Source organism: Paenibacillus sp. WLX2291 (genome assembly GCF_046603665.1).
Classification (GTDB): domain Bacteria; phylum Bacillota; class Bacilli; order Paenibacillales; family Paenibacillaceae; genus Saccharibacillus.
Genome location: NZ_CP176755.1, coordinates 4041873 through 4067605, shown reverse-complemented (window position 1 = coordinate 4067605; position 25733 = coordinate 4041873). Strand labels below are relative to the sequence as shown.

At 45.7% G+C, this 25733-nt stretch carries 21 protein-coding genes; 14 read left to right on the top strand and 7 right to left on the bottom strand.

Features of this window, described 5'->3' with window-relative positions; genetic code table 11:
* Positions 1-346: 346 nt before the first annotated feature.
* Positions 347-1417, top strand: a complete 1071-nt coding sequence (locus ACDE64_RS17385; RefSeq protein ID WP_411347675.1) for an SDR family NAD(P)-dependent oxidoreductase — start codon at positions 347-349, stop codon at positions 1415-1417.
* A gap of 233 nt (positions 1418-1650) precedes the next feature.
* Positions 1651-2082 carry a LysM peptidoglycan-binding domain-containing protein gene (locus ACDE64_RS17380; RefSeq protein WP_411347674.1) on the top strand — a complete coding sequence of 144 codons (432 nt, stop codon included), beginning with the start codon at positions 1651-1653 and terminating at the stop codon, positions 2080-2082.
* A gap of 233 nt (positions 2083-2315) precedes the next feature.
* Here ACDE64_RS17380 and ACDE64_RS17375 read toward each other — a convergent pair whose 3' ends face one another.
* The 3 genes from ACDE64_RS17375 to fdhF form a co-directional block, all read right to left on the bottom strand.
* Complete coding sequence (locus ACDE64_RS17375; RefSeq protein ID WP_411347673.1) at positions 2316-3071, bottom strand: hypothetical protein; 756 nt, start codon at positions 3069-3071, stop codon at positions 2316-2318.
* Positions 3072-3546: 475 nt separating this feature from the next.
* On the bottom strand, positions 3547-4035 hold the full coding sequence (locus ACDE64_RS17370; RefSeq protein ID WP_411347672.1) for a DUF1641 domain-containing protein: 489 nt from the start codon (positions 4033-4035) through the stop codon (positions 3547-3549).
* Between the two features lie 37 nt (positions 4036-4072).
* Positions 4073-7015: a formate dehydrogenase subunit alpha gene (gene fdhF, locus ACDE64_RS17365; protein ID WP_411347671.1), complete on the bottom strand. Its 2943-nt coding sequence runs from the start codon at positions 7013-7015 to the stop codon at positions 4073-4075.
* A 436-nt stretch (positions 7016-7451) separates the two neighbouring features.
* On the opposite strand from fdhF, the gene ACDE64_RS17360 reads away from it, so the two are divergent.
* The 4 genes from ACDE64_RS17360 (at position 7452) to ACDE64_RS17345 (ending at position 11013) form a co-directional block, all read left to right on the top strand.
* Positions 7452-7799: a DUF2294 domain-containing protein gene (locus ACDE64_RS17360; protein ID WP_411343358.1), complete on the top strand. Its 348-nt coding sequence runs from the start codon at positions 7452-7454 to the stop codon at positions 7797-7799.
* Positions 7800-7804: 5 nt separating this feature from the next.
* Positions 7805-8632 (top strand): formate dehydrogenase accessory sulfurtransferase FdhD, encoded by an 828-nt coding sequence (gene fdhD / locus ACDE64_RS17355; protein ID WP_411347670.1) that lies wholly within the window; start codon positions 7805-7807, stop codon positions 8630-8632.
* A gap of 97 nt (positions 8633-8729) precedes the next feature.
* Entirely contained in the window at positions 8730-9743 is a 1014-nt protein-coding gene (gene moaA / locus ACDE64_RS17350; protein WP_411343356.1) for a GTP 3',8-cyclase MoaA, read from the top strand.
* 385 nt (positions 9744-10128) lie between these two features.
* A complete protein-coding gene (locus tag ACDE64_RS17345) occupies positions 10129-11013 on the top strand; it encodes a formate/nitrite transporter family protein (RefSeq protein ID WP_411347669.1) in 885 nt (294 codons plus the stop codon).
* 187 nt (positions 11014-11200) lie between these two features.
* Here the strand turns inward: ACDE64_RS17345 and ACDE64_RS17340 are convergent, their stop codons facing one another.
* Together ACDE64_RS17340 and ACDE64_RS17335 are read right to left on the bottom strand one after the other, a co-directional pair.
* Positions 11201-12985 carry a methyl-accepting chemotaxis protein gene (locus tag ACDE64_RS17340; protein WP_411347668.1) on the bottom strand — a complete coding sequence of 595 codons (1785 nt, stop codon included), beginning with the start codon at positions 12983-12985 and terminating at the stop codon, positions 11201-11203.
* A 39-nt stretch (positions 12986-13024) separates the two neighbouring features.
* Positions 13025-14044 (bottom strand): BMP family lipoprotein, encoded by a 1020-nt coding sequence (locus tag ACDE64_RS17335; protein ID WP_411343353.1) that lies wholly within the window; start codon positions 14042-14044, stop codon positions 13025-13027.
* A 216-nt stretch (positions 14045-14260) separates the two neighbouring features.
* Between ACDE64_RS17335 and thrC the strand changes: the two genes are divergently transcribed.
* The 5 genes from thrC (at position 14261) to ACDE64_RS17310 (ending at position 20867) form a co-directional block, all read left to right on the top strand.
* Entirely contained in the window at positions 14261-15661 is a 1401-nt protein-coding gene (gene thrC, locus ACDE64_RS17330) for a threonine synthase (RefSeq protein WP_411347667.1), read from the top strand.
* A gap of 220 nt (positions 15662-15881) precedes the next feature.
* Complete coding sequence (locus ACDE64_RS17325; RefSeq protein ID WP_411347666.1) at positions 15882-17201, top strand: SMI1/KNR4 family protein; 1320 nt, start codon at positions 15882-15884, stop codon at positions 17199-17201.
* 39 nt (positions 17202-17240) lie between these two features.
* Positions 17241-17642 (top strand): GNAT family N-acetyltransferase, encoded by a 402-nt coding sequence (locus ACDE64_RS17320; RefSeq protein ID WP_411343350.1) that lies wholly within the window; start codon positions 17241-17243, stop codon positions 17640-17642.
* 172 nt (positions 17643-17814) lie between these two features.
* Positions 17815-19224 carry an aspartate ammonia-lyase gene (aspA, locus tag ACDE64_RS17315; RefSeq protein ID WP_411343349.1) on the top strand — a complete coding sequence of 470 codons (1410 nt, stop codon included), beginning with the start codon at positions 17815-17817 and terminating at the stop codon, positions 19222-19224.
* 362 nt (positions 19225-19586) lie between these two features.
* The gene (locus ACDE64_RS17310; RefSeq protein ID WP_411347665.1) at positions 19587-20867 is read left to right on the top strand and encodes a hypothetical protein; all 1281 of its coding nucleotides are present in this window, start codon (positions 19587-19589) and stop codon (positions 20865-20867) included.
* A 315-nt stretch (positions 20868-21182) separates the two neighbouring features.
* On the opposite strand, the gene ACDE64_RS17305 is transcribed toward ACDE64_RS17310, so the two are convergent.
* Positions 21183-22136 carry an FUSC family protein gene (locus ACDE64_RS17305; RefSeq protein WP_411347664.1) on the bottom strand — a complete coding sequence of 318 codons (954 nt, stop codon included), beginning with the start codon at positions 22134-22136 and terminating at the stop codon, positions 21183-21185.
* Positions 22137-22733: 597 nt separating this feature from the next.
* Here ACDE64_RS17305 and ACDE64_RS17300 point away from each other — a divergent pair.
* The 3 genes from ACDE64_RS17300 (at position 22734) to ACDE64_RS17290 (ending at position 24764) form a co-directional block, all read left to right on the top strand.
* A complete protein-coding gene (locus tag ACDE64_RS17300; protein ID WP_411347663.1) occupies positions 22734-23462 on the top strand; it encodes a hypothetical protein in 729 nt (242 codons plus the stop codon).
* A gap of 173 nt (positions 23463-23635) precedes the next feature.
* Complete coding sequence (locus tag ACDE64_RS17295) at positions 23636-24058, top strand: MarR family winged helix-turn-helix transcriptional regulator (RefSeq protein ID WP_411347662.1); 423 nt, start codon at positions 23636-23638, stop codon at positions 24056-24058.
* Between the two features lie 46 nt (positions 24059-24104).
* A complete protein-coding gene (locus tag ACDE64_RS17290) occupies positions 24105-24764 on the top strand; it encodes a nitroreductase family protein (protein WP_411347661.1) in 660 nt (219 codons plus the stop codon).
* Between the two features lie 147 nt (positions 24765-24911).
* On the opposite strand, the gene ACDE64_RS17285 is transcribed toward ACDE64_RS17290, so the two are convergent.
* The gene (locus ACDE64_RS17285; RefSeq protein ID WP_411347660.1) at positions 24912-25676 is read right to left on the bottom strand and encodes a YdcF family protein; all 765 of its coding nucleotides are present in this window, start codon (positions 25674-25676) and stop codon (positions 24912-24914) included.
* Between the last annotated feature and the right edge of the window lie 57 nt (positions 25677-25733).

Genomic DNA, 25733 nt, shown 5'->3' with positions numbered 1-25733 from the left:
GAACGATTATGGAACAAACATGGAACAAACAATTATAAATGAGAAGCTGGAAACATTATAAGAACAAGCGATGTAGAGAAAATAGTATCTGCCTATCGAATGATATTGCTCAGGTCGAATGATAGTAAGTCGAATGATAGGTATCGGATGGATGAAGAACTGCATCTATAAAAAGTATGTTTAACAGTGTATGGACAAAGGAAATATTTTTTTGACTTTTTGTAATTGATCAATTACTCACAAATATATCTCCTTGTTTATTTTGTACAATGCATCATCTGAGTGTATGCAATCCGTCATCTGGCAATCAGGTTTACCAATTCTATTCTATGAAGGAGCGATTACTATGAACATGTATGATCCAATGTCGTCACCATCTCGTTCAACAGATATACAGGAGCAACAGCAGCAATCGAATGATCATCACTCGTATGAGTCACAGCGCTATCTCTACCAACCTATTTCATCCGCGCTTGTGCTCGGTGCAACTGGTGGAACAGGGAGAGTAATTGTAGAAGAGCTGTTACGCCGCAATATTGCTGTTACTGCTTTTGGACGCTCATCTGCCAAGCTAGAGCAGTTGTCTACTGAGCTAGGGCATCCCGCATTGCTACAGCATTACACAGGTGATGTTTTTCAAACAGAGGATGTGCAAGCGGCAGCAAAGGGAGTGGAGGTTATATTTCAATGTGCTGCTGTTCCGTATCATGAAATGAATGATCGCCAACTGCCGTTAGCGCTATCGGTATTGCAGGCAGCCGAGAAGATGGGCATCAAAGTTGTTGTGGTGGATGGCATTTATCCATATAGTATTCGTTCTGGTAACGAACCGATTGATGAGAATTATCCCAAACATCCGCCTACTGTCAAAGGTCGCACCAAGCTAGCGCTGGAGCAATCTATTTTTCATGCCCGCTGGCAATCGCTGCAAGCGATGATTGTGCGTTTACCCGACTATTATGGTCCATCTGCGAATCAAGCAACGTATTTGTTCTCGACATTGCAATCTATTGCAAATGGGAAAACTGCCATCTTTATCGGCAATACGCATATAGCGCGTGAATATGTATATTTGCCAGATGCGGCACAGATGATTGTAGAGCTAGCATGTCGTGAACAGGCGTATGGACAGAACTGGCATATTCCATCAGCTGGACCAATCCATGGCAAGGCACTGATCGATCTGGCAAGAGAAGCCGCAGCTCAAGGCAACAAGCCTGTGATTCCGCTAGGCAAATGGTCGTTGAGACTGCTAGGCACATTTGTACCTGTGATGAAGGAGATTGTGGAGATGCTGTATTTGACCGAGAAGCCATTGCTGCTTAGTGGTCGTAAATATGAGCAATATGTAGGAGACATTCCGCGCACTTCGTATAAAGACGGAATAGCCATAACGATTCAACATCTTCAACGATAAGTAATTGGTTACTAACAAACTTTGAAAAGTTCTAAAAAGAGGTTTAGAATATATGTAGGTTGGTTAACTATATATCAGGAATTGATTTTACAAAATATAATAAAAATATCTTTAGATAGTATTGCAATCTTCTTTAATTAGTGGTATATTTGATTCATAAAGTTACGAAGTGGTTATAAATAACCTATCGAAAGCTAATTACAAAATATAAATGATGAAGAGGAGATTTTACCATGAGTACAAAATTTAGCAAAATCCTGATGTCCACTGCTTTAGCCGCAAGTCTAGGTGCCGTAGCCGTAGCTGTTCCAGTTGGAGGTAGCCACGCATACGCTGCAACAAACGATCAATCTGCTGCTGACAAACGTAAAGACAAAGAAGAACGTATGGCTGATAACAAAGCATTCCAAGAAGCACAAGCTGCTGAATTCAACCGTCTGTTCGGTACACAAGAAGATAGCACAACAACACAAGAACAACCTGCTAACTCGCCTACAACTACTGAATCCACTACAACAACTACCAAAGACGGTATCACTGTTGTCGTTCCACAAGGTGTCAGCCTTGCCGAAATCGCTGCTCAATATGGTATCACTGTAGATGAGCTGGTTGCTGCCAACAACCTGCTGCCTGCTGGAACTCAACTGACTATTCCGCAAAAATAAGAACGTAACAAATATTCGTCTTATATCCCATCAAGCCTGTATGTTCAAGATCGGCCAAAAACCCCTGGTTACGCTACATCTGCCAAATGCAGCATAACCGTTCACATAAAAAGCTGACGTCCTCCCCTGAACGTCAGCTTTTTTTGCGTTTTCTATGTTTTATTGCGGATTGTTTTGCCTCTTTACTAACAATTATGCAAGGTAGAAGAGAAGGGGAGACGAAGCAACATGTATCAAGAGCGAACGAGATAGGATGTAGTTAACGGAACAAACAGTACGGAACCTTTATCGTAATCTGTAATTTGTACAAAGATCGCTTTCGTGCCACTTACATCAACATCAACGGATTGAATTCCTTGAGTAGAAGATAACGATACCTTTTTAAGCGATATGCCGTCCAAATCTTTAATATCGATTTGTTGATTTCCGTTCAACACTCCCAATTCTAAGTGTAATTTGGAATATTTATTATTGGTCATGATTTGGAAATCGGTGTAGGACTGAGGTTCTTTATTCAAATATACATCTTTGTAATCTTTGCCATTGTATACGGTATCGGCAGGGTCTTTGGTGTGGAGAATGGATGTGCCGAGAACAGTGGTGCCGAGTACGCTGAGTGTTTGCTGATTAGCAGATGAAGTAGAGTCGCTTCCGCCAGGCGTTGTTCCTGAACCGGAGCCGCCAGTTGAAGTGCCTGTAGAGCCACCGATGCTTACAGATGAAGAGGCACTATCATACGTTACCGGAATATCCATCAAGTCACCTACGGCACGCACTGGCAAATATGTAGTTCCGTTGTAAGTGATCGGCAGCATGACTTTCCCGCTGGCATCTTTTGCCTGTACGGTAGAGCCACCTACTTTTAATGCAATGGTGCTGTTCAAATATGCTTTAATCGGCTGCAATCCGGTAGCCGCTACGGCACCAGTACTAATGCCAAGTGTCAATGCAGCAGTAACCAATAAAGCTGTTCCCTTTTTGTTCATCATTATTCCTCCTCGTTGTGGATAATAGAATGAATTAACAGAGTACACAAATGGAATAATTTTCATAATTATTCTAGCTATACGTATAACACATGATTGTTAAAATCGAACACCCTATAATTAATATGTATAAAATATATATTTTACTATGACTATATTTATTGGTAACGGTTACATATATTTTTTTTCGGAAAAGGGTAGGAAACGAGAGACAAAATACAAAGTACAAGAAAAGATAGAGCAGAATTAAAAAATCGGCAGAAGCATAAAGCTCCTGCCGTGTATGATTCACTTCAAGGCATAGTTGAGAGTATAGTCAAAGTGAATATGATATGCATCATGTATCGCTAGTTGAGCGGAATACATTCTTTTTAATACAAGTGTGTAGGGTCGTGATGGAATGCAACAGTACCTAGTTGTAATCGAACATATATGCAGCTATGCAGCAGTTCGTGTGAGGCATGTATACTATTTTACTTTAGTGCTTGGAGGAGTCGTTTTTTAGACCATGACCGAGACCTTTGAGGAAACGAAGTCCAAAGCCGAGCGCACGCTGAATATCCGGGTCTTTCATAGCACGTAGCATGGACAGCAGCCCGACCTTCTCAGTCGATGGTTTGGCGGCTTCTTTAAGACCTTCCTGTACACTGCTCATTAGCTGTGATGTTTGTGCCGGATCAACCGCGGTTAATGCGCCTGCTGCCGCCATGCCGTTATTGATCAGATTCGTAATCTCTTTGCGCGATACCTGTCCGAGAACGATCTCGGCAATCTCGGCTTTGGCTTTGATCATGGATTCAGCGGCACCAAGGATGCCACTGCTCTCCAATTCGCGCAGGATGGATAAGGAACGCTCCAAAGCAGCATTGGATTCGGATAGCTGTTTTTGCAGCTGATCAATCACCTGTTGCTGCTGTTCCTGTTCGGTTAGTACCTTTTTGCGAATATTTGTAATGGGCGCAGCCATGCAGAACCCTCCTTTATACATAATGGATAAGTCGACATTACATATCTACCAGTGGAACGAAGTCTGGACGATCCCACTTGCGCTGAACTTCGACACCGTTTTGTGGGTGGCGCTGTTTGTAGCGGGGGTTGATCTCAGGCAATGGATTCACACCTTTAACATTCAGAATCTGCATCCGTACTTTGGTTTGCTTGTAAGCAGGAGTATGGGTACGAACATCGACCGCAGAACCGGTCAACAGATTGACAGCAGTCTCATGGCTGACAGAGTGCATGGGCACATAGATTTCTTCGCCGCGTACCCGGTCGGTTACGACTGCGCGCAGCTTGATCGCACCGTATGGTGATTCCAGTCGTACCAGCGTACCATCCTCAATGCCGCGTACTTCTGCCAGTTCTGGCGATACTTCAACGAATACTTCCGGCAGCTTGCGATTGATGCCTTGGGATTTGTTAGTCATATTGCCTTCATGGAAATGTTCCAGCAGACGACCGTTATTCAGTGTGAGATCGAATTCGGCAGGATATTGTACCGGTGGCACGTAATCAACGAGCGAGAAGCGCGCTTTTTTGTCCGGGAAATAGAAGCCGTCGGTGTACAACAATGGGGTATGTGCGCCATCTGCTGCGCCCCATTGGAAGCTGCCCCAGCCTTCCAGTACATCATAGTCACATTGGGAGAAGAACGGTGTCAGACTTGCCATCTCGTCGAAAATCTGGGATGGATGCGTATAGCCCCAATCAAATCCGAATTTCTTCGCGAGTTCGGTCGTAATCCACCAGTCCGGTTTGGAATCGCCCAACGGTTCCAGTACTTGATACAGACGTTGTACACGACGCTCTGTATTGGAGAACGTGCCGTCTTTTTCCAGCGATGGTGCGGCTGGCAGGATCACATCGGCGAATTGTGCCGTTTTGGACAGGAACACATCTTGCACAACGAAAAATTCCAGTTGTGACAGCATTTCGTGCACATGATTGACGTTGGAGTCGATCCACGCCATATCTTCGCCGACCAAATACATAGCTTTCATCTCACCACGGGCAATACCATCGACCATAGCGATATTGTCTTTACCCGGTGTTGGCGAGATCGAGACGCCATATGCTTTTTCAAACTTAGCGCGAGCCAGATCGTTCGATACGTGCTGGTAGCCCGGCAGCCATGGTGGCAGTGTACCCATATCGCAGGCACCTTGTACGTTATTGTGTCCACGCAGCGGGTAAGCGCCAGCACCTGGACGCATATAGTTACCAGTAGCGAGCAGCAGGTTGGAGATCGCTGCGGATGTGTGCGAACCGGCGATATTTTGCGTTACACCCATGCCCCAGCAAATCGCAGTGCCGTCGGCATCCCGGATTGCTTCGGCGATAGAGATCAGCTCGGCTTGTGAGATACCGGTAATTTCTTCGGCATAGGCAAGTGTATAGGTTTCGATCAATTGCAAATAGTCTTCATATTGGTTAACATGCTGCTGGATAAATTCCGGCTGATGCCAGCCTTGTTGAATCATATAGTTCGTAATTGCTGTGATCCAGACAAAATCTGTACCTTGCTTCGGACGGATAAACAGATCTGCACGCTCTGCCATCTCATGTTTGCGCAGATCGGCAACGATCAGCTTTTGACCGTGCAGCTTGTGGGCACGTTTGATCCGGGTTGCCAGTACGGGATGACCGTCGGCAGGTGCACAGCCAACCAGAATGACCAGACCAGCGGCAGCGATGTCTTTGATCGAACCAGCGTCACCACCGATACCAACCGTAGACATCAGACCATCGGAAGCCGGAGATTGGCAATAGCGGGAGCAGTTATCCACGTTGTTCGTTTCGAACACTTGACGTGCCAGCTTCTGAATCACATAGTTTTCCTCGTTTGTAATTTTGGAGGAAGAGATGAAGCCGATTTTGTCACTACCATGTTCCTGACGGATAGCGGTCATACGCTCTGCCACATAAGTGAGTGCTTCATCCCATGTTGCTTCAACAAATTCGCTGCCCTGACGGATCAGCGGCGTAGTCAGACGTTGTTCGCTGTTTACGAAGTCCCAGCCGAATTTCCCTTTGACGCAAGTAGAGATCGCGTTCACGGGTGCATCGTGGGTAGGTTGAACTTTTAGAATCTCGCGTCCTTTTGTCCATACTTCAAACGAACAACCGACACCGCAGAAGGTGCAGACGGTTTTCGTTTTGCGGGTACGGGTGTCACGCATAGCTGCTTCCACTTCGGAAATAGCGAAAATACCGCTGTAGCCCGGTTCTACTTCTTTGATCAGATCAATCATCGGGTCGAGCATTTCCTCGCCGATTCCGGACATGAAACCGGCTTGACCAAGCATTGTTTTCTCCATCAGGGCGTTACACGGACAGATCGTTACACATTGACCGCAGCTGACGCAGGACGATTCGTTAATCTGGACGCCATCATCCCAAATGACGCGTGGACGGTCGGCTTCCCAGTCGATGGACAGCGTTTCGTTCACTTGCAAGTTTTGGCATACCTCTACACATTGACCGCAAGCGATACACTGGTTCGGATCATAACGGTAAAAAGGGTGGGACATATCAACTTCAGTCGATGGAGCTTTCGGCTTGTATGGATATTTCTGATGCTCAATTCCCATCGCTTCGACGGTATTGTGCAGCGTGCAGTTCCCATTGTTGTTATCGCAAACGGTGCAATATAGCATATGGTTTTCCAGCAGCCGATCCATGCCTTCAGTCTGGGCAGTCTTAGCAGATTGTGAATCGGTCTGAACTTTCATGCCGGATGTGACTGGCGTGGAACAGGCACGAACGAGTTTGCCATCAATCTCCACGATACAAGTATCGCAGGTCTGGATCGGATCAACTTCGGGTACGTAACATACTTGGGGATGTTGAATGTCAGCAAGATTGATCGCCTGCAACACGGTCATGCCGGGCTGGGCTTCATAGGATTCGCCGTTGATCGTAAGCTTGACGATTGTCGAATTGTTCATGCGGAAACTCCTTTATTGGTAGATGATAATATACGACGGATACTGATGATCCAATGAATAGATCTCTTTCTATCAAAGCGTTGTCGCGTGCTATAGCAGAATGGGTAAATATAGAGAATCGGTAGCAAAACAGGACATAAAAAAACTCCACCTTAAAATCGATGCCTGTACCAAAAAACAAGCAGCAAGTTTAAAGTGGAGTAATCCGTCAGCAATGACATACTGACCAATCAATCCGAATGGTTTGACAATAATGTGACCAGAATTCATTATACGCTTCTTTTTTTGAAATTCAAGACACAAGTTGTTCAAACATGACATTACTAGCCGATAATAAGCAAAGAACGCTGTAGAGTATATGTTCAGCATATTCGGGGGCTTGAAATTCGGAAGATCAAGTGTATGATCAGTAACAGAGAATCAAGGGGGAACAAGCATGAAAAGAGAATCCGCGTTTAACGATATCGTACGCAAAGTACGCAAGGATACATTTGGCAAAGGACCAGAACGCATTCATACGACGTTTGTTGATAATATGGCGATCACGAAGATGTGGGGCAATTTTACGCCAACCGAAAAGTTTATTGCGAGTACAGAGGAAGGCAAGGAAATGGTGCATCGTGCACGCACGCAGATGGTTCAGCGGCTATACGAACAGCATATCCCGGATGGACTGGAAGAACTGTGCGGTTCAAAGCTAGAGCATCTGTTTACCGATATTAAAGTGGAGGATGACTTTGCCATTTCGGTATTTGTCTTTGAAAAAAATATTGAACAGGGATGATGAGCATGAAGCCGGAATTACAGCGGCAACGCAGCGTAATCCGCTATGAACGCGGACAACTGGAGGAACGGCAAGACATCGTTGTCTCTGAACAGCCGGTAACGATCAAGGTCAACGGCGAGGAATTTGTTACGCTTGTCTGTACGCCCGAGCATATAGAGGATATGACTGTAGGCTTTTTAACATCTGAGGGTGTCATCCGGCGCCATAGCGATATTCAGGAACTATGGATACAAGAAGAAGAAGGGTATGTACATGTGCGTACCGATCGCTGGAAGCCTCAGCATCGTCAACTGTTCACCAAGCGTTATATTACGTCCTGCTGCGGAACAAGTCGGCAGGGTTTTGTATTTGTAAACGATATGCGTACCGCCAAAAGGATGGATGAGGTGCACGTCAGGCTCTCATTTGATCAGTGTTTTGCGCTGATGGAGCAAGTGCAGCATAGTGCTGATCTGTTTCAGCAGACCGGTGGTGTGCATACAGCAGCGTTATGCGATCCAGACGGCATTTTGCTGGCGCGCAGCGATATTGGTCGCCACAATGCACTGGACAAAATCTACGGCTGGTGCCTGCGCAACGAGGTGAATTTGCAAGGGAAAATCATTGCATTTAGCGGGCGTATTTCTTCGGAGATTCTGACCAAAGTTTCCAAAATTGGCTGCGAGATCATTCTGTCCAAATCGGCACCGACCGAGCTGGCATTGGATCTGGCAGATCATCTGGGCATTACGACGGTTGGTTTTATTCGAAATGGTAGCTGCAATGTATATACACATCCGCAACGATTACAGGAATATGCGGACAGAGATCAAAGCTCTGTGCTATTCTAAAGGGAAACCGTTATCTATCGCCTATGTATAGTTATTTTTTATATAAAGTTGTAAAAGCATAAAGTATCGCCATCAAGCGAAGATTGGAGGAGAGACGATGACTACCTATGATCAGCATAACCGTATACTGCGTGACTTACGGATCTCCGTTACCGATCGCTGCAATTTCCGTTGCCGGTATTGCATGCCGGAAGAAATCTTTGGCAAAGATTATGAATTTCTGCCTAGTGACAGCGTATTGAGTGAACAGGAGATTGGACGAATCGCAGCTATCTTCGTCTCGCTTGGTACACGCAAACTGCGCATTACTGGCGGAGAACCGCTATTGCGCAAAGATTTGCCCAGTATTATTGAACGATTGTCTGCACTAGATGCTGACGATCTGTCGTTAACGACCAATGGCAGTCTGTTAGCACGCAAAGCTAAAGATTTGAAGGCGGCAGGCTTACACCGGATTACGGTCAGTCTGGACAGTCTGGAAGATGATATGTTTCTGCGGATGAATGGTGGACGCAGTCGGGTTAAGCCGGTATTGGACGGTATTGATGCCGCCGCAGACGCTGGTTTGCAGGTGAAGGTCAATATGGTCGTGCAAAAAGGATTCAATGAAGATGCTGTCGTACCGATGGTGGAATATTTCCGTGAACGCGGTCATATTTTACGTATGGTTGAATATATGGATGTTGGAAATACGAATGGCTGGAATCGTCAGCATGTGGTCAGCAAGCAGGAATTGCTTGATCGCATCGGACAGCATTGGCCGTTAGAACCGCTGGCACCGAATTACGACGGTGAAGTGGCTACTCGTTATCGGTTCAAAGATGGTAAAGGCGAGGTAGGCTTCATCTCCTCGGTTACGGAAGCATTTTGTTCTTCTTGTACGCGTGCTAGATTGTCAGCAGAAGGCAAGCTCTACACCTGTCTGTTTGCAACCAAAGGGCATGATCTGCGTCAGCTGCTACGCTCTGATATGACAGATGAGCAACTGGCTGATCAGGTAAGCCGAATCTGGACGGGACGTCATGATCAATATTCAGTAGATCGTGGGAATAATCAGCCAGTTAATAAGGAAAAAGGTAGCAAAGTAGAAATGTCCCATATTGGCGGATAGGAAATAGGAGGCGTATGCCTCCTATTTTTCTGTCACAATATTGACAAAAAATAGAGCCTGAATTAACCTTAGAAAGCGGCTGAGGCCGGTTTGGTATTCATTCAGGGATTGTTTGGATATTAAGCATGGAATTTTGACTACGTAGATTGATTCGCTTATAGGAAAACTGTAAGAGAATGAATCGACAATTGAACCTTTTCTCTCGGTACGTTTGGCTCATAACAGAATGTCAGCATAATGAGGGCTTGTCATGAGGTTTTTTGTGCTGTAATGATTCGCTGTCTGCATTGCAATCTGGCGCCAGAACTGTAATTACAACATCGAGTCTATGTCTGCACATCATACGCTTGACTACAACGAAGACGACATGGATGGAGGATTTACAATGTCTTACTACACACCACAGGAAATTATGAAAATGTCCGCTGAGGTTGGCTTGAAAAAGTCGAAAATGCCAGTATGGACAGTGCTTATTCTGGGATTTCTTGGAGGCGCTTTTATCTCACTCGGATTTCTCGCAGATATTCGTGTCATCGGAACAGCTCCCAAAGAGCTAGGTTCCATTGCAGGCTTTTTTGGGGCAGCAGTGTTCCCGGTTGGTCTGATGCTAACGTTGCTTGCCGGTGCTGAATTGTTGACCGGTAATATGATGACGATGGCAGCCGCTTTATTTTCCAAAAAAATCGGATTTGGACAATTGGTAAAAAATTGGGTACTGGTGCTGATCTCTAACTTTGTCGGCGCGATTGCTATTGCTTACTTTTTTGGACATGTCGTTGGATTAACAGAAGGTGACTTTCTTGCCAAAACGGTAGCGATTGCTCACGCTAAAGTAAGTGAAGGCTTCGGCGAAGCATTTATTTCGGCAATCGGTTGTAACTGGCTCGTTTGTCTGGCTGTCTGGCTCGCTTATGGCAGTAAAGATTCGTTCGGCAAATTTGCCGGTATTTGGTTCCCGATTATGGCGTTTGTTGCGATCGGATTCCAGCACGTTGTAGCCAATATGTTTGTGATTCCGGCAGCGATCTTTGGCGGAGCAGATATTACGTGGATGCAATATCTGGAGAACTTTGTACCAGTATTTTTGGGCAATGTAGTGGGCGGTTCTGTATTTGTAGGACTCGCTTATTTCCTCGCTTATCGTCATACGATGGACGATGTACCAACACAGACACAAGGCGATATTTCACAGGCATCTTCTGCGGTTCCAAGCCCGCCACGCGCTGTCAATGAAGCTGCTGTCGGTGGCACACGCGCTATCAAACACTAATATTATGTACCTACAAATGATCCAGAATGGAATCCGACTGCTGGTAGAGCAGCGATCCTATTCTGGATTTTTTGTACATCAAAACCCCGTTTACCAATCATGCACACATGACTGGTAAACGGGGTTTTGGTTTAGAGCGTATTATTTCCAAGCGTTTGTGGTTGAGCTTTTGCCAAAAGTGGTGAGATTAAGCTGGCTTAGAGGTCTGATCTACATCGCTGGCTGCATGCAGCGTATCTGATGCCGTTTTGCGAGTAGCCACTTTGCTTGAGTTATTACCGCCGATGGCTGAATCCAACTCCGAAGCTGAAGCGGTATCGTCCAACTGGAAACGATCCAATTCTTGCTGCATTTCTTCGCGAATCTGGCGCAATTGTTTCACCTGTTCACTGGATTGCTGGAAGGCGTGACGTTGTTCGACAGTGGAAGCGGTGATCTCTTGGCTGCCTGCTGCGGATTGTTCGGTGATGGCGCTAATATTCTCGATTGCCTGCTGTACTTGATTGCTTAATTTGTGCGATGCTTGCATGTCATCTGCCAGACGGTGAATATGAGCGGTAATTTGCTGAATCTGACCGCTAGTTTCGGCAAATGAAGCACTGGTAGAAGCAGTTGCCTGTTCTTGCTGCTCAAACAATTCGACGCTGCGAGTAACCGAAGTATGCACATGTCCGACTGCCGACGTGATCGATTCCACAGCGGTGAAGATCTGACGCGCTGCCTGTACGGATTGATCCGCCAGCTTTTTCACTTCACCGGCAACGACGGCAAAGCCTTTCCCTGCTTCGCCTGCACGGGCTGCTTCGATGGAAGCATTTAAGGATAGCAGATTGGTTTGTGATGCGATATCTGATACCAGTCTTGTCATATTGGCAATCTGATCGGCATTTTGCTCTAGGGAGCTAACGGTTTGTTGCAATTCAGTCATCGCAGCACGGTTGCTAGATACGAGCTTCAATTGCTCTTGCATCCGTTCATTGCCTTGCTGAATCGATTGCAGTACTTCATTGCCATAGGCGGCGGATTCGGCTGTCGTTTGCAGATTGGTCTGGAAGGTGTTCTGCATCTGGTCAACGACTTCAACCGTTACGCCGAGATCTTCAGCGATCTTCTGGCTACCGATCGCCAGCTCTTCTACCGATTGCGCGACTTGACGAACGACATCCTGCATCCGGTCATTACTGCTATCAATATCGCGTGCGCGCTCATCTACACGGTTACCTGCTTCACCAATGGAACCAACGATACTGCGCAAATTGGACACCATCTGATGGAAGGAACGATTGAGATCGGCAAGTTCATCTTTGCCTTTGGCAACAGGCAGCTTCACGGTAAGATCACCAGCAGCAATGCGCTGGGCAGCTGATGTGAGTACCTGTGTACGGCGAGCAAGCTGTCTAGCAGTGTAGGTATTAAAAATACCAACTGCAATCAGCAGAATGATGGCACCAAACAGTGCTACCTGTACGGTCGTCGAGATGCTGGATGTCAGATCCGAAGTATAGTTCTCATAGTTGGCTTTGCTGAGCAGTTTTAGCTCATACACGTCATTTTGCATACCTTCTACACGGATGCTTTCACGTTTTGCTTCTGCATTGTCCTGCGCTTGCATCGCTTTGGTAGCGGCATCAGTCAGTTGAGTGAATTTGGTCTGAACCCGTTGTAGCAATTGTTGTTCTTCCGCGGTCGGGATGTCTGCGGATGTCAGTGCAGTTAGGGTAGCTTGTGTACTTTGCAGCTGTTTCTCTACAATTGCTTTATTACTTTCGGAAATGGAGAATGAATAGTTGTTGAGTGCTTGCCCGGTTTGAACAAGATCGCTGTCCAGTTGCTGTACATTCATCATAATCGGAACAAGGTCGCTATTTTGCGAATTGATGTTCAGCAGTTGGAAAATGATATATCCGACCAGTACGAGCGAGGCGACCAACGAGATGATCGCATTGAGTACCAGTTTGCCTTGTAATTTCATAGGTTCCTCCTGTAATTGGGAAAATGGAAATCAGTCGAATCAGGATGCATCCAGTTGAATTTTGATATCGCCGGAGATGAGCTGTTGTTTCAATTCATCCAGCTTTTTCTGTTGTGCATCAGTTAATTCAAATACATGGATCGGTGCCAGTCCAACACCGCCATCCTGCAATCCGAATACCATATCCTTTTCAGGGAATGTACGGTTATTGTCGATATAGGTTTGAGTGGCATTGTACAGGGCAACATCGATATTTTTGATCATGGATGTGATGACCGATTTTTCGGCGAGGAAGAATTGATCGCTATCTACACCGATGGAGTAGATGCCTTGCTTCTGCGCTTCCTGTAATCCGCCTACGCCAGTCAGACCAGCTACCGTGTAGATCACATCCGTATTATGGTTGTCGATCATATCTTTGGCAGCGGCAGTGCCGAGTTCCGGTTTACCGAAGTCGCCTGTATAATTGATTGTAAACTGCGCATTCGGATTGATCGCTCGTGCGCCTTGTTCAAATCCGCTCTGGAATTTGTGGAGCAGTGGGCTTTCCATACCACCGATAAAGCCAAGCTCGCCGGTTTTGCTTGCCATCGCTGCCAGTGCTCCTGCGAGGAAGCTACCTTCATCCTCTTTAAAAGTAATAGAAGCGACATTCGCGAGATCGGACTTTTCATCGATCAGCAGAAACTGCTGCTTCGGATTGCTCTTGGCTGCTGTTTCCAAACTATCCTTCACCGCATAACCGAGTCCGATGATAACATCGTTGTGCCCATCGATTAGCTGTTTGAATGCTTCATCGTATGTTTTTGTGTCCGAGATTTCGCGGTAATCGAACTTAATTTTGCCTTCGTCTCGTGCTTGAATCAATCCATTGAATGCGCCATCGCTAAAGGATTGGTCGCCCAGCCCGATGTCGGACAACACGATACCTACTTTCAGTCTGCTGTTCGCAGCCTGCGCGGTAGAGCTGGTTGTGGCTGAAGAGCATGCGCTTAATAGCAGCATCGCAGCCAACAGAATAAGAAAACTTGCTTTTTTCCAATGATGATGTTTGTACATTGGCGATTTCCTCTCTGAATTCAAATATTATTCATAGGTTATTATCGGCATTTCAATTTAGTTAGTTAACCGACAAATGATGATAAAATATGCGAAAATGATAAAACTTTAGCAAATTAATGCTTGGAAGCAACTCCATGACAGGGTATGATAGAAATTAATAATTTTTCATATTGAATGAAAGTGATGAACATTACAGATAACTGGGGGAAAACTATGAAGTATATCAGCACTAGAGGACAAGTGGAGCCAAAAGGATTTATCGATACCGTATTGATGGGGCTTGCCGATGACGGCGGTCTGATGATACCGGAACAAGTGCCTGTTGTATCCGCGGAGACGCTGAAACAATGGAGCAAGCTGAACTATGTTGATCTGTTTCTGAATGTATTCGCCCTGTATGTAAATGATGAGATTCCTGCTGCCGATCTGCGTGAATTGGCTGAGCGTAGCTATGCGAATTTCCGTCATCCAGAAGTAGCCCCGGTTCGTCGCATTGATGATTCCCTGTATATTATGGAGCTATTCCATGGCCCTACCTTTGCGTTCAAAGATGTAGCGCTGCAATTCATGGGTGAACTCTATTCCTATATGTCACAAAAGTACGGCGAAGTAATTCACATTCTGGGCGCAACCTCCGGTGATACGGGAGCGGCAGCGATTCAGGGCGTACGTGGCAAAGAAGGCATCAAAATCTGTATTCTGCATCCGCACAATCGGGTCAGCAAGGTGCAAGAGCTGCAAATGACGACCGTAGACGATAGCAATGTGCTGAATCTGTCAGTCAAAGGTAACTTTGATGATTGTCAAAAAGTGATCAAAGACCTGTTCGGCGACCTGCCATTCAAAAAGCAGCATCATCTGCGGGCCATCAACTCGATCAACTTTGTACGCATTTTGGCGCAAACAGTGTATTACTTCTATGCATACTTCCGTGCGCAAGAGGGCGCGAATGGACGTAAGATCAACATCTGTGTGCCATCCGGTAACTTTGGTAATATTTTCTCCGGTTATCTGGCGAAGCAAATGGGACTGCCGATCAACCGTCTCATCATCGCGACGAACGAAAACAACATTTTGGAGCGCTTCGTAAAAACAGGCGAGTACAAGCCGGGCGACTTTCGTAGTACGCATAGCCCATCGATGGATATTCAGGTGGCGAGTAACTTTGAACGTTATCTGTACTATTTCCTGAACGAGGATGCAGCCAAAGTGTCGGCATACATGCAGCAGCTGCAAACCGATGGCAAAATCGTCCTGTCTGGTGCCGATCTGGAGCAGGTGCAGCGCGACTTTGCTGCGCATGGTGCTTCCAATGAGGAATGTCTGGAAGAAATCAGCAAGTATCATGCAGAGCATGATTATTTGCTGGATCCGCATACTGCTTGTGGGATTGCCGCTTATGAGCAGCATAACGGCGAAGACGAAGTGTGCGTAACACTGGCAACTGCGCATCCTGCCAAATTTGACGAAGCGATTGTGCTCTGTCAGATCAAACAGGAATTCCCAGAGCCGATTCAAGCATTGTTCAATATGCCGCAACATCAAACGGTGATTGACCATGATCAAGACGAAGTCGTTCGTCAGCTGGAATCGTTCTACGCACTGCAAGTATAAGCTGTAAGTGTAAAAGATTATCGGTATCATGTAGGATCATCATTGTTGGTAGGCAGCAGAGGAAGCCGTAGTCATTGGACTGCGGCTTTTTTGACGTTGGGTCGCGGGATAGGGCATAGTATAATTAATAGACTGACAAGGCTTGGTACATAATAATGTTGGATAGATACGGCATGTAATACGCAATATCATTCATGTCGATGTGTAAGATGGAGGGATCATGATGACATTGCAACAATCGTTTATAACATGGCGTGAACAATGGCAGACTTTGCTGGATCAATTGCAGCAGCGTGGAGTAGATACGGCGGCAACCTTCGCACCAGTCGCTGATTTGCAGCAAGTGGAACAGGTGGAACAGCAGCTGGATATAACACTACCGACAGAATTGAGAGAATTGCTATTGACTGGTGCGAGCGAAGTATCGGTAATCTGGTATGTTCCGTCTGAACAGATGGTGCCGTTTGGCTTGACTGGCGATGTAGGTTGGTCGCTGGAGGCACTGGATTTCGTGGAAATGTGGTCAGAAGATGCAGAGTCACCGGAACAACGGCGGTACTTGACCTTTTATCATGCTGGGAATGGTGATCGTCTGGTGCTGGATCTAAGTGATGTAGAGCGCCCAGCCGTATTAAGCTGGGATCACGAAACGGGTGAATTCCGACTATTGGCGGGCTCACTGACCGCCTTTCTAGAGCGGATTACGGCGTTGTATGGCATTGGAGCGGAGCATTGGCAATATGAGCATTTTATCGATCATGGCGGATTGAATATCCATCATCCTCAGGCGCAGCGCTGGCAGCAATGGATGCACGATTATGTGCATTTGACGCTGGAGCAGGCACGTACGCAATTGGACGTCTTAATTCGATATGCGGAAATGCACGATAGCGATGATGCAGCGCTACAACAAGCATTTGCAGCATTTTCAGAGCAGGACGTGTTGACGGCATGGCTCAATCGGATTGAGCAGGAGCGTGACGTTCATCTGCGCCATAGTCTGATGGAGTGTGCAGCATCCATCTGTCGTTCTGCGGCGGCGGATTGGGTGCGTGAGCTGTGGAATGCACCGTCAGATCAGCGCATCAATTCGGCAGTGCTGGCGTATGTGACGGCTTGTTGTTTGCCTGAGCAGGAAGGGTTACAGCGTGTATATGCTGCATTGGAGCAGCTTCAGCAATCTAATCGTCTGAATGGATATGGCGCCAATAGCTGGCTCAAGCCATTTTATAGTCGCGAGGTGTTGCAGTGGATGTGGCAGGGCAAACGTGTCAGCTATCCGTATGACGGCTGGGATCGCCTTTTTGCCTGCTCTGCACCGGAGGCTGAGGATATCTGGCAATGGCTTGGCGGCAGTACCGTTCAACGTCAGGTGGTCATTAGCGCGCTGTCAACGGCAGAGGATGTACAGGCTATTTTTCCAGAGCAAGATCAACTGCGGCATACACTGGCATTGCTAGAAGGCGAGCTAGACAAAGCAGTTACAAAAAAGGAAAAAAATCTCGTCAATAGCGCTATTCAAGCACTGAGCAAGCAATAGAAAACATCATAATCTTATTCCGAAAAGGTGGTCATTGCAGTGGACATTCAGCATCGTATTCCTTCAATGGATGAGTATTTGCATTTGCGTAGTATTTCGGGCTTGAGCGAGATGAGCCGTGAAGGAGCAGAAAAGGGATTACCACTCAGTCTGTTTGCAGTAGTGCTGGAGGAACAGGGGAAAGCGATCGGTATGGGACGTGTGGTAGGCGATGGCGGGCTGTTCTTTCAGGTGACCGATATTGCGGTACACCCGGATCATCAGGGCAGAGGATATGGCAAAGCCATCATGGGTGAAATTACACAGTATTTGAAGCAACATATGCCACCGCTTGCGATTGCTACGCTATTCGCCGATGTACCGGCAGATCGGTTGTACGCGCAGTTCGGATTTGAGTATACAGCGCCTGCGTCGCTAGGGATGTGGCTGCGACAGCCGTAATAAGTGACGTCATCTGATAGGAATAATTTTGCTTTTGACTGGAACCGGAGCGAGGCTGGTCGTATAATAGGACTGTTGTTGTGAAACGAAATCGGGATTCAGCAAATTTGCAGTCGTGCCTACGCGCACTGCTTGCAAATTCGCTACTCCCATACAGCCGGAGGAATGCGTTGTGAGAGTAGAAAAAGATTTTCTGGGCACCAAAGAAGTTCCTGATGAAGCATACTATGGCATCCAGACGCTGCGGGCAGTGGAAAACTTTCCGATCACCGGTCAAAAGCTGCACCCGGAGCTGATTCGGGCGATGGCAATGGTCAAAAAAGGCGCAGCTCTTGCTAACATGGAACTGTCCCGTCTGTACGGACCAAAAGGGGAAGCGATTGTACAGGCTGCTGACGAGATTCTGGAAGGTCGCTGGATGGACCAGTTTATCGTGGACCCGATTCAAGGTGGAGCCGGAACGTCGATTAATATGAATACCAACGAAGTCATTGCCAACCGTGCATTGGAAATTATGGGCAATTCCAAGGGCGATTATGTCAATATCAGCCCGAATAATCATGTGAATATGGCGCAGTCGACTAACGATGCGTTTCCAACTGCCATTCATATTGCTACCCTGTCGATGATCGAGAAGCTGCTCGTAGCGATGCGCGAGCTGCAACAATCATTTCAGGTGAAAGCCGACGAATTCGATACCGTTATCAAAATGGGCCGTACGCATCTACAAGATGCCGTGCCGATTCGTCTTGGTCAAGAATTCCAGTCGTACGCTCGTGTACTTGGTCGCGACATCGTTCGTGTGGAAAATACGCGTGAAAATCTGTTGCACATTAATATGGGTGCAACCGCCGTCGGTACTGGTCTAAACGCTGACCGTCGTTATATTACGCGGGTCGCGGAGATTCTTGCTGATATTAGCGGTTTTTCGCTGGCGGCATCAGATCATCTCGTTGATGCTACCCAGAATACCGATGCCTATACCGAAGTATCCGCCGCACTGAAGATCTGTATGATGAATATGTCCAAAGTGGCAAATGATATTCGTCTTATGGCATCTGGACCGTATGCTGGTCTGAACGAGCTAAGCTTGCCTGCTCGCCAGCCGGGTTCATCGATTATGCCGGGTAAAGTCAATCCTGTGATGTGCGAAGTTGTCAACCAGATTGCATTTCAGGTTATTGGGAATGATCATACGATCTGTCTTGCTTCCGAAGCAGGTCAAATGGAGCTGAACGTTATGGAGCCAGTGCTGGTATATAACCTGCTGCAATCACTGGAGATCATGAAGCAGGGCTTTACTGTGTTCCGTTTGCATTGTGTAGACGGTATTCAGGCGAATGTCGACCGTTGCCGCGAGTACGTGGAGCGCAGTGTAGGTATCATTACCGCGCTGAATCCGCATCTTGGTTATGAAGTCGTATCGCGGATTGCCCGCGAAGCGATCCAAACGGGCAAATCGGTACGCGAACTGTGTTTGCTGTATAATGTATTGACTGAGGAAGAGCTGAATATCATCCTTGATCCATATCAAATGACGGAACCGGGCATTGCCGGGGAAGAATTGCTACATCGCGAGTAGTTGGAGCGTCTTACTTTCTGCTTACTTCCATATAGTGCAAGACAGAGCAAGCCTGTCCTGGGTTCAAGGGCAGGCTTTTTCATATATTTATGTGTATGTAGATAAATATATAAAATTCAGCAAACAGAAATTAGACGCTATCGCCGAGTCATTTTTCTGCTGGAAGGGTAGGAATATTTTAGCTTCCTACTAGCAGATATGATATAGTGCATGTAGAAACCGCGCCTATACCGGCGATGGTGAACTAGTAAAATGCCGATCTATCGCGTCCTTTTACAGTCAATATGAATAGATGAACGGAGGAATACTTAATTAACTAATTCAGGTCTGCTATAACACCGACAAACGGAAGGAATGAGTTTATGAATATGCAAAAGAACTGGATGAAACCTGTATTAACGATAAGTTTATCTGCTGCGCTGCTTGCTGGTAGCGCTTCATTATCTGGATATACCGGCACACCGACAGCCGCAGCAGCAACAACAGCCAAGTCGGATGTCACGTCCAAACTAGAAAATCTGGGGCAACCATTTAAAAGCGAACCATATGCGCGTAACGTATGGGATATGCAAGTATTTGACGGTAAAATCTATCTAGGTAGCGGCAATAGCAGTAACTCCGGTCCTTCGCCCAATGCAGGTCCGATTCCGGTCATTTATTACGATCCATCCTCTAACAAATTTGTTACTCAAAAAGTCATCTCCACCGATGCCAAAACGGGTAAAGAAACGACACGCGAAGTGACGGATGACGAACAGATTGATACGTTTAAAATTATGAAGGGCAAGCTCTACATACCGGGTAACGATTCCATCGTTCCGGGCTGGAAATACGGCAACTTTTATGAGCTGAACGGTGAATCGTGGACAGAGTATCAGAACATTCCCGATGCGCTGCACGTCTACGATCTGACTTATTATCAAGGTAAAATGTTCGCAGCTGTCGGTACTGAACAGACGCCTGTCGTCATGGTCTCCAGCGATAACGGCAAAACATGGGACAAACTGGCAGCAATCGACGGCTACGGCAGTCGCGCATACAAGTTTTTCCAATTCAAAGGCAAGCTGTACGCCGCCGCCATCATCATGCCAGACAATCAAATCTGGGGCGACGAAACCCATGTACTGTCCATTGACAAAAACCTGAAAGTCACTCAGCAAAAAATCAACGGCAAAAATATCCTGCCCGGCATGAAATTCGTACAGGAACCCGGCAAAACGCCATACAATCGCATTAGCAAAACGGTAGTCGTTAATAACCAGCTAGTGTATATTGCTGGTGAACTGTATAACGATGCGCAAACGATGCCAGAAGCGCTGATCGCCGCCAAAGACATCGACGATGCGCGCCGCATTACGTTGCCGGATACCAAAGCACTGCCGACCGATATGATCGTGCGCAACAATGTGCTGTATGTGTTAACGTATACGAAGCAGAGTGACGGTAGTTATATCAACCGCGTCTACAAAACCCGTAATTTGAAAAACTGGTCGCAACTGCTGCAATTTGAAAAAGGCACGTATGCTAAGTCACTGGAAGAGTTGAACGGTGATTTCTACTTTGGTCTGGGTACGGATACCGAGCCACTAGCAGCGTCCGCTGGTCAAATTTTACGGGTGAAAGCAGCCGATATCCGTAATTAATTGTAGAGCATACACTTTTTCGTGACAGTGACAGTGACAGTGACAGTGACAGTGACAGTGACAGTGACAGTAACAGTGACAGTCGTTAGAGTGAAGAGAAGTGTATCTGGATAGGAAAAAGCACAATCGTCCGTAGCATAAGTCGCTGCGAATACGATTGTGCTTTTTGTTGTGCTATCTTTGAAGCCAGTGTAATGCCGTATCACTCTGCCTTCTTACAAGATTCCAATATTCCAAAAAATCTACAGTAACGTGCCTTCCATCCAAAACTGCTGTGAACTATTGTAATGATTCATCCTACATTAGTAAAATGATTCAATCGTTGATTCGATTGACATTTTTGTGCTCGCCAGACAATTCTTTGCGTAAATTCAGCGGCGGTGCAATTTTCGTAGGTAGCATCAACCCAAGCTGAGTTAAATCCTGCAAAATGCAGCGTACATGATAGCGGTAAATCATTAGCAAATCCTCACCATGCACCGTCATAGGGCGAGCAGGAGGGGAACTAAATTTAAAATCCACCTGTGGCTTCGATTCCACCGCTTGTGGCGGTTCATCAGTTAGCAGTCGCAGCATTCGCATATGGGAATACGTATTGTGATAAATATCGATTTCCTCTTCCAGATGATCCATAATTGTTCGTTTCTTTTTGTTCAGATGAAATTCCGAAGTATAGATCTCATACACCTTTTCCAGTTCGGACATATCCTTTTTTAGCGAACTGATATGTACACCACCGCCTTCAGCGAGCAATTCATGCGACAGCACCGTCAGCCGCTGACGCAGAATTTTGCGCCGCTGCTCCATATTGCGCTCATGGTTAGGCGGAAAGACGAGATAGTTGATGATCACCGCTACCCCAATGCCGATTAGTGTATCCAGCACCCGATTCATCCCGTAAAACCAAGGATTCTCACCCGGTCGCAGATTGAGCATAATCGCCAGAAATACGATACTGGCAATGGAGACCGATTTGTTCCATTTGAGCAGATTACAAATATAAATGACGACCACAATTCCGACCGCCGAGAATATGGCACTATGCGGATCGATAAGTGCAAACCCCATTCCGAATACAGCGCCGACAATCGTACCCATGACGCGATTTTTGCCGACTGTGTACGAGTTCGTGACCGAATTTTCCATCGCAATAATCGTCGCGATGACTGCATAAAACGGATACTCCAAATTGAATACTTTCGAGATCAACAAGCAGATCAACACCGCCAGCGCGGTTTTAATATTACGCATACCAATTGCCAATTTCATAATTTCAATAGATTCCTTCCTGACATTCCGGCTTGAATAGTGGATTTATACTATAATGGATTACCCCAATCTTGTCTATGAAGTAGATGAGGGTTGAGTGTAGAGTCAATATAAGATTTTGGTCTATTGTTATTGTAAACGGGAAAGAGGATCAATAAAAGTAATGAGCAATTTTGAAGTGAGGTAACGATCGTTTGAATGGATATGTTAATGTAAATAAAGTGTTGCCAAAAACTTACATAGGACTGGGAAACTGTATCGAATATGTAGATAGAATTGAAAATATAAAATATTACTTTTTAGTATCATTTGTAGTTTACATGGTATAAGGTGCATGCTACGATACGTTTAATGTTAAGCTAAAAAGATCTAAAATGTGCACATTAGGCTACATATGTTTGACGTTGGCATATCAACAATTATCAAGCTTTTCAAAACATCATGAAGACATATGATATGCAAACTGTAATAGATGAATATCGCGAATATCAGATAAATGATATGGACATTCATTTGAATAAAGTTCATGCTATCGAAAGTATGAGTCAACATTTATAAAATATCATTCTTACTAATCTACAGAGTGAGAGGAAGAGAATGGAAATGAAACGAAGGATTCAGCAAATCTTCAAAAGAATACAAAACATAAAACTGCTGCAATGGATTTTTATAGGCATCGCCTTTAGTATATTCATGTATCCCGTAATCAAGCATTACGATCTGGAGTTAGTAAAACGAGAAACCGACGATTATTTGACGGCTAAGTATCACGAACCGTTTACGATTACAGGTTTAGAAGAAGAATTCAGGATGTACACACTTTATAATATAACGGCTGTTTCGGATCGTTATCCGACTGAAGAATTCTCTGTACGTAGAAATGCCAGTAAACCCGAAGATTATATCGACAATTATCTAAGCATTAAGCCAACTCAGCAATCGGAAGAAATAATTGAACCTATTTTAAAAAAATCTGTACACCCACCGGGCTGGGCATTTATTGATTTTGATCGTGATCGTCCTGAACAAGGTACAACAGGGCTTGTTGATTTATCATACACTCATGTCAATATGGTTTATATTATTCAACCAAACGAAAAGATGAAGTACATACACAAAGTGGAACATTTGATTGAAATGCTAAAACAAAATGGGGTTACGCAAGCCTCATTCACGGTCTACTTTTATGATAGGACGCACTATAGTAGCTTACAACAATTTAAGGATCAATTGCAGCAAGCCGGTCATCCTGTCACCTTGGCTGCGCAATCAGGGAAAGCATTATTGTCAGAAGAAACGTTTGATATTGGTCTAAGCGACAAGTGAGGATTAGAACTCAAATTACATTTCTAACAATTAAATTTTTACAACACTAATTGCAAACCTATCTAATCTATGATATTATTTGATGCATCAATGATTGATGGGTCACAGATTATTTCAATAATCCTTCCGTCATTCCGTATCACCAACGTACAGACAGAAAGGGGAGAAGACTTGTGTCGCAGTCATCGTCAGAGGATATATTTTATCAGATACAGGGACTTCAACGCCAGCTATCCTGTACGTTTGAAAAGTGTGCTGGGATTAGTGCTTCGCGGTTGCAACTGCTCTGTCATCTCTACCAGTCAGAAGAGATTAGTCAGAGTTCGCTGCAAAAGTTGGTCGGAATCGATCATGCAGCGATTACACGCCATCTGAAGCAACTAGAGGTAGAGCAGATCGTCATCCGGCGCAACAATCCGCAGGACAATCGTATTACGCTTGTACAGTTGACCGATATAGGACGGGAGAAGATTATATCGTTTCGTCAGGAGCGTCAGCAATATGTAGAGCAGATGCTGAGCGGTTTTGATGAACACGAACAACAGCAACTCTCCAGTATGCTGCAACGCATCAACGTCAATATCGGAAGTATGTAAGTTACACGTAACCAAACCATATAGAGAATCAAAGGAGAGAAACCAAATGACAACTACTAACAACGCAACAAACGCAGTAACACCAAGCAATGACTTTGCCAAAATCGCTCTGGAACGTCGTTCCATCAAAAGTTATGACCCAGAAGTGAAAATCAGCAGCGAGGAAATGAACGAGATCCTGACAGAGGCTACTCGCGCGCCTTCTTCCATCAACCTGCAACCTTGGCGCTTCGTTGTCATTCAAAGTGAAGAAGCCAAAGCACAATTACTGCCATTCGCAAAATTCAACGCTCATCAAGTGGAAACTGCCGCAGCGGTTGTAGCGATCTTTGCCGATCTGCAACACGAGCAAAATGCAGAGTATATTTTCAACAAAGCAGTGGAACTGGGTTATATGCCAGCTGAAGTGAAAGAGCGCCAACTGCCATTCGCACTCGGTCATTACGAACAGCTTTCCCGTGAAGCGCGCAAAGATATCGCTCTGATCGACAGCGGTCTGGTAGCGATGCAGCTGATGATGGTTGCTCGTGCACATGGCTATGACACGAACCCAATCGGTGGTTACGACAAAGAGCAAGTCGCTGCAATGTACGGTATGGACAAAGAGCGTTATGTACCAGTAATGCTCGTATCTATGGGTAAAGCAGCCAATGAGGGCTATCCTTCGATGCGTCTGCCACTCGATATGATTGTTGACTTCAAATAAGATTCTTCTACAATCAAAAAGAGAATGTGGATCGACTGTTCCATTTTCCTTTCCATCGCTGAGAAGCATGGATCGGGAAGCGGAATATGTCGTTCACATTCTCTTTTTTTCATTGATATGTGGCAATTATAATGAGATATACGGCGATTACATTCTGAACTTCGCGACCAGAATACCGAGATATTCTTTACAAGCAGAGCTAAATGCATTCATAGAGCTGCCAGATGGTGCAAATTTACTAGCATATAGCGCCCGTGGTGTGCTCGTCCAATAATCTGTCGGATACGGCAGTACATTCCAGCCAGCACGTTCAAATTCGATAACTGAACGCTCCATATGCATGGCGGAAGTAACGAGTACCGGCTTGCTCCATTGATTCTGTTTGAGCAGCTTGGATGTATTGGCTGCATTCTGTTCGGTATTGAGCGATTGATTCTCAGCGATGATATCCTGCTGTGGTACGCCCATCGCTATAAGTTGGCGACGTGCAATATCCGCTTCATTGCCGCTATCTGAGAATACTTGACCACCGGAGAAAATAATCGGCAATCCCGTTTCGCGATACAGGCGTACTGCTGTGATGAGCCGATTTCCCGCCGCACCAGATAGATTGCCAGTACCGTTCATATCCGGCGTACCACTTGTCGCGCCGCCGCCCAGCACGACGATGACATCGCCGCTTGTTTGTACGGTTGCCTGTTGTGGTTGCGGATATTTGTGCTCCAGACTGCCAATCAGCATATCGGCAATCAGTGGAATCATCGACAGATATAGCAGTACATTCAGACCGAGCAATACACCAGCTGCGGTCGCATGAATTTTCCATAGCCAGATCGACATGAGCAGTAGCAAAATGACAAACAAACCCGGTGGCAGAATGAAACTGTACAGAAATTTAACTACATATAACAAGCAAAAACCGCCTTCCGGTATAATTTCAGATGAACGTAGAATAAGAGTCTCAGCATA

Excerpts from the sequence above, each read along its gene's own strand:
- moaA (WP_411343356.1), top strand. The coding sequence starts at position 8,730 with ATGACTACCTATGATCAGCATAACCGTATACTGCGTGACTTACGGATC.
- ACDE64_RS17325 (WP_411347666.1), top strand. The coding sequence starts at position 15,882 with ATGATGACATTGCAACAATCGTTTATAACATGGCGTGAACAATGGCAG.
- ACDE64_RS17370 (WP_411347672.1), bottom strand. The coding sequence starts at position 4,035 with ATGGCTGCGCCCATTACAAATATTCGCAAAAAGGTACTAACCGAACAG.
- ACDE64_RS17305 (WP_411347664.1), bottom strand. The coding sequence starts at position 22,136 with ATGAAATTGGCAATTGGTATGCGTAATATTAAAACCGCGCTGGCGGTG.
- ACDE64_RS17385 (WP_411347675.1), top strand. The coding sequence starts at position 347 with ATGAACATGTATGATCCAATGTCGTCACCATCTCGTTCAACAGATATA.
- ACDE64_RS17340 (WP_411347668.1), bottom strand. The coding sequence starts at position 12,985 with ATGAAATTACAAGGCAAACTGGTACTCAATGCGATCATCTCGTTGGTC.
- ACDE64_RS17375 (WP_411347673.1), bottom strand. The coding sequence starts at position 3,071 with ATGATGAACAAAAAGGGAACAGCTTTATTGGTTACTGCTGCATTGACA.
- fdhD (WP_411347670.1), top strand. The coding sequence starts at position 7,805 with ATGAAGCCGGAATTACAGCGGCAACGCAGCGTAATCCGCTATGAACGC.
- ACDE64_RS17360 (WP_411343358.1), top strand. The coding sequence starts at position 7,452 with ATGAAAAGAGAATCCGCGTTTAACGATATCGTACGCAAAGTACGCAAG.
- ACDE64_RS17345 (WP_411347669.1), top strand. The coding sequence starts at position 10,129 with ATGTCTTACTACACACCACAGGAAATTATGAAAATGTCCGCTGAGGTT.
- ACDE64_RS17380 (WP_411347674.1), top strand. The coding sequence starts at position 1,651 with ATGAGTACAAAATTTAGCAAAATCCTGATGTCCACTGCTTTAGCCGCA.
- ACDE64_RS17290 (WP_411347661.1), top strand. The coding sequence starts at position 24,105 with ATGACAACTACTAACAACGCAACAAACGCAGTAACACCAAGCAATGAC.
- ACDE64_RS17335 (WP_411343353.1), bottom strand. The coding sequence starts at position 14,044 with ATGTACAAACATCATCATTGGAAAAAAGCAAGTTTTCTTATTCTGTTG.
- thrC (WP_411347667.1), top strand. The coding sequence starts at position 14,261 with ATGAAGTATATCAGCACTAGAGGACAAGTGGAGCCAAAAGGATTTATC.
- ACDE64_RS17300 (WP_411347663.1), top strand. The coding sequence starts at position 22,734 with ATGGAAATGAAACGAAGGATTCAGCAAATCTTCAAAAGAATACAAAAC.
- fdhF (WP_411347671.1), bottom strand. The coding sequence starts at position 7,015 with ATGAACAATTCGACAATCGTCAAGCTTACGATCAACGGCGAATCCTAT.
- ACDE64_RS17310 (WP_411347665.1), top strand. The coding sequence starts at position 19,587 with ATGAATATGCAAAAGAACTGGATGAAACCTGTATTAACGATAAGTTTA.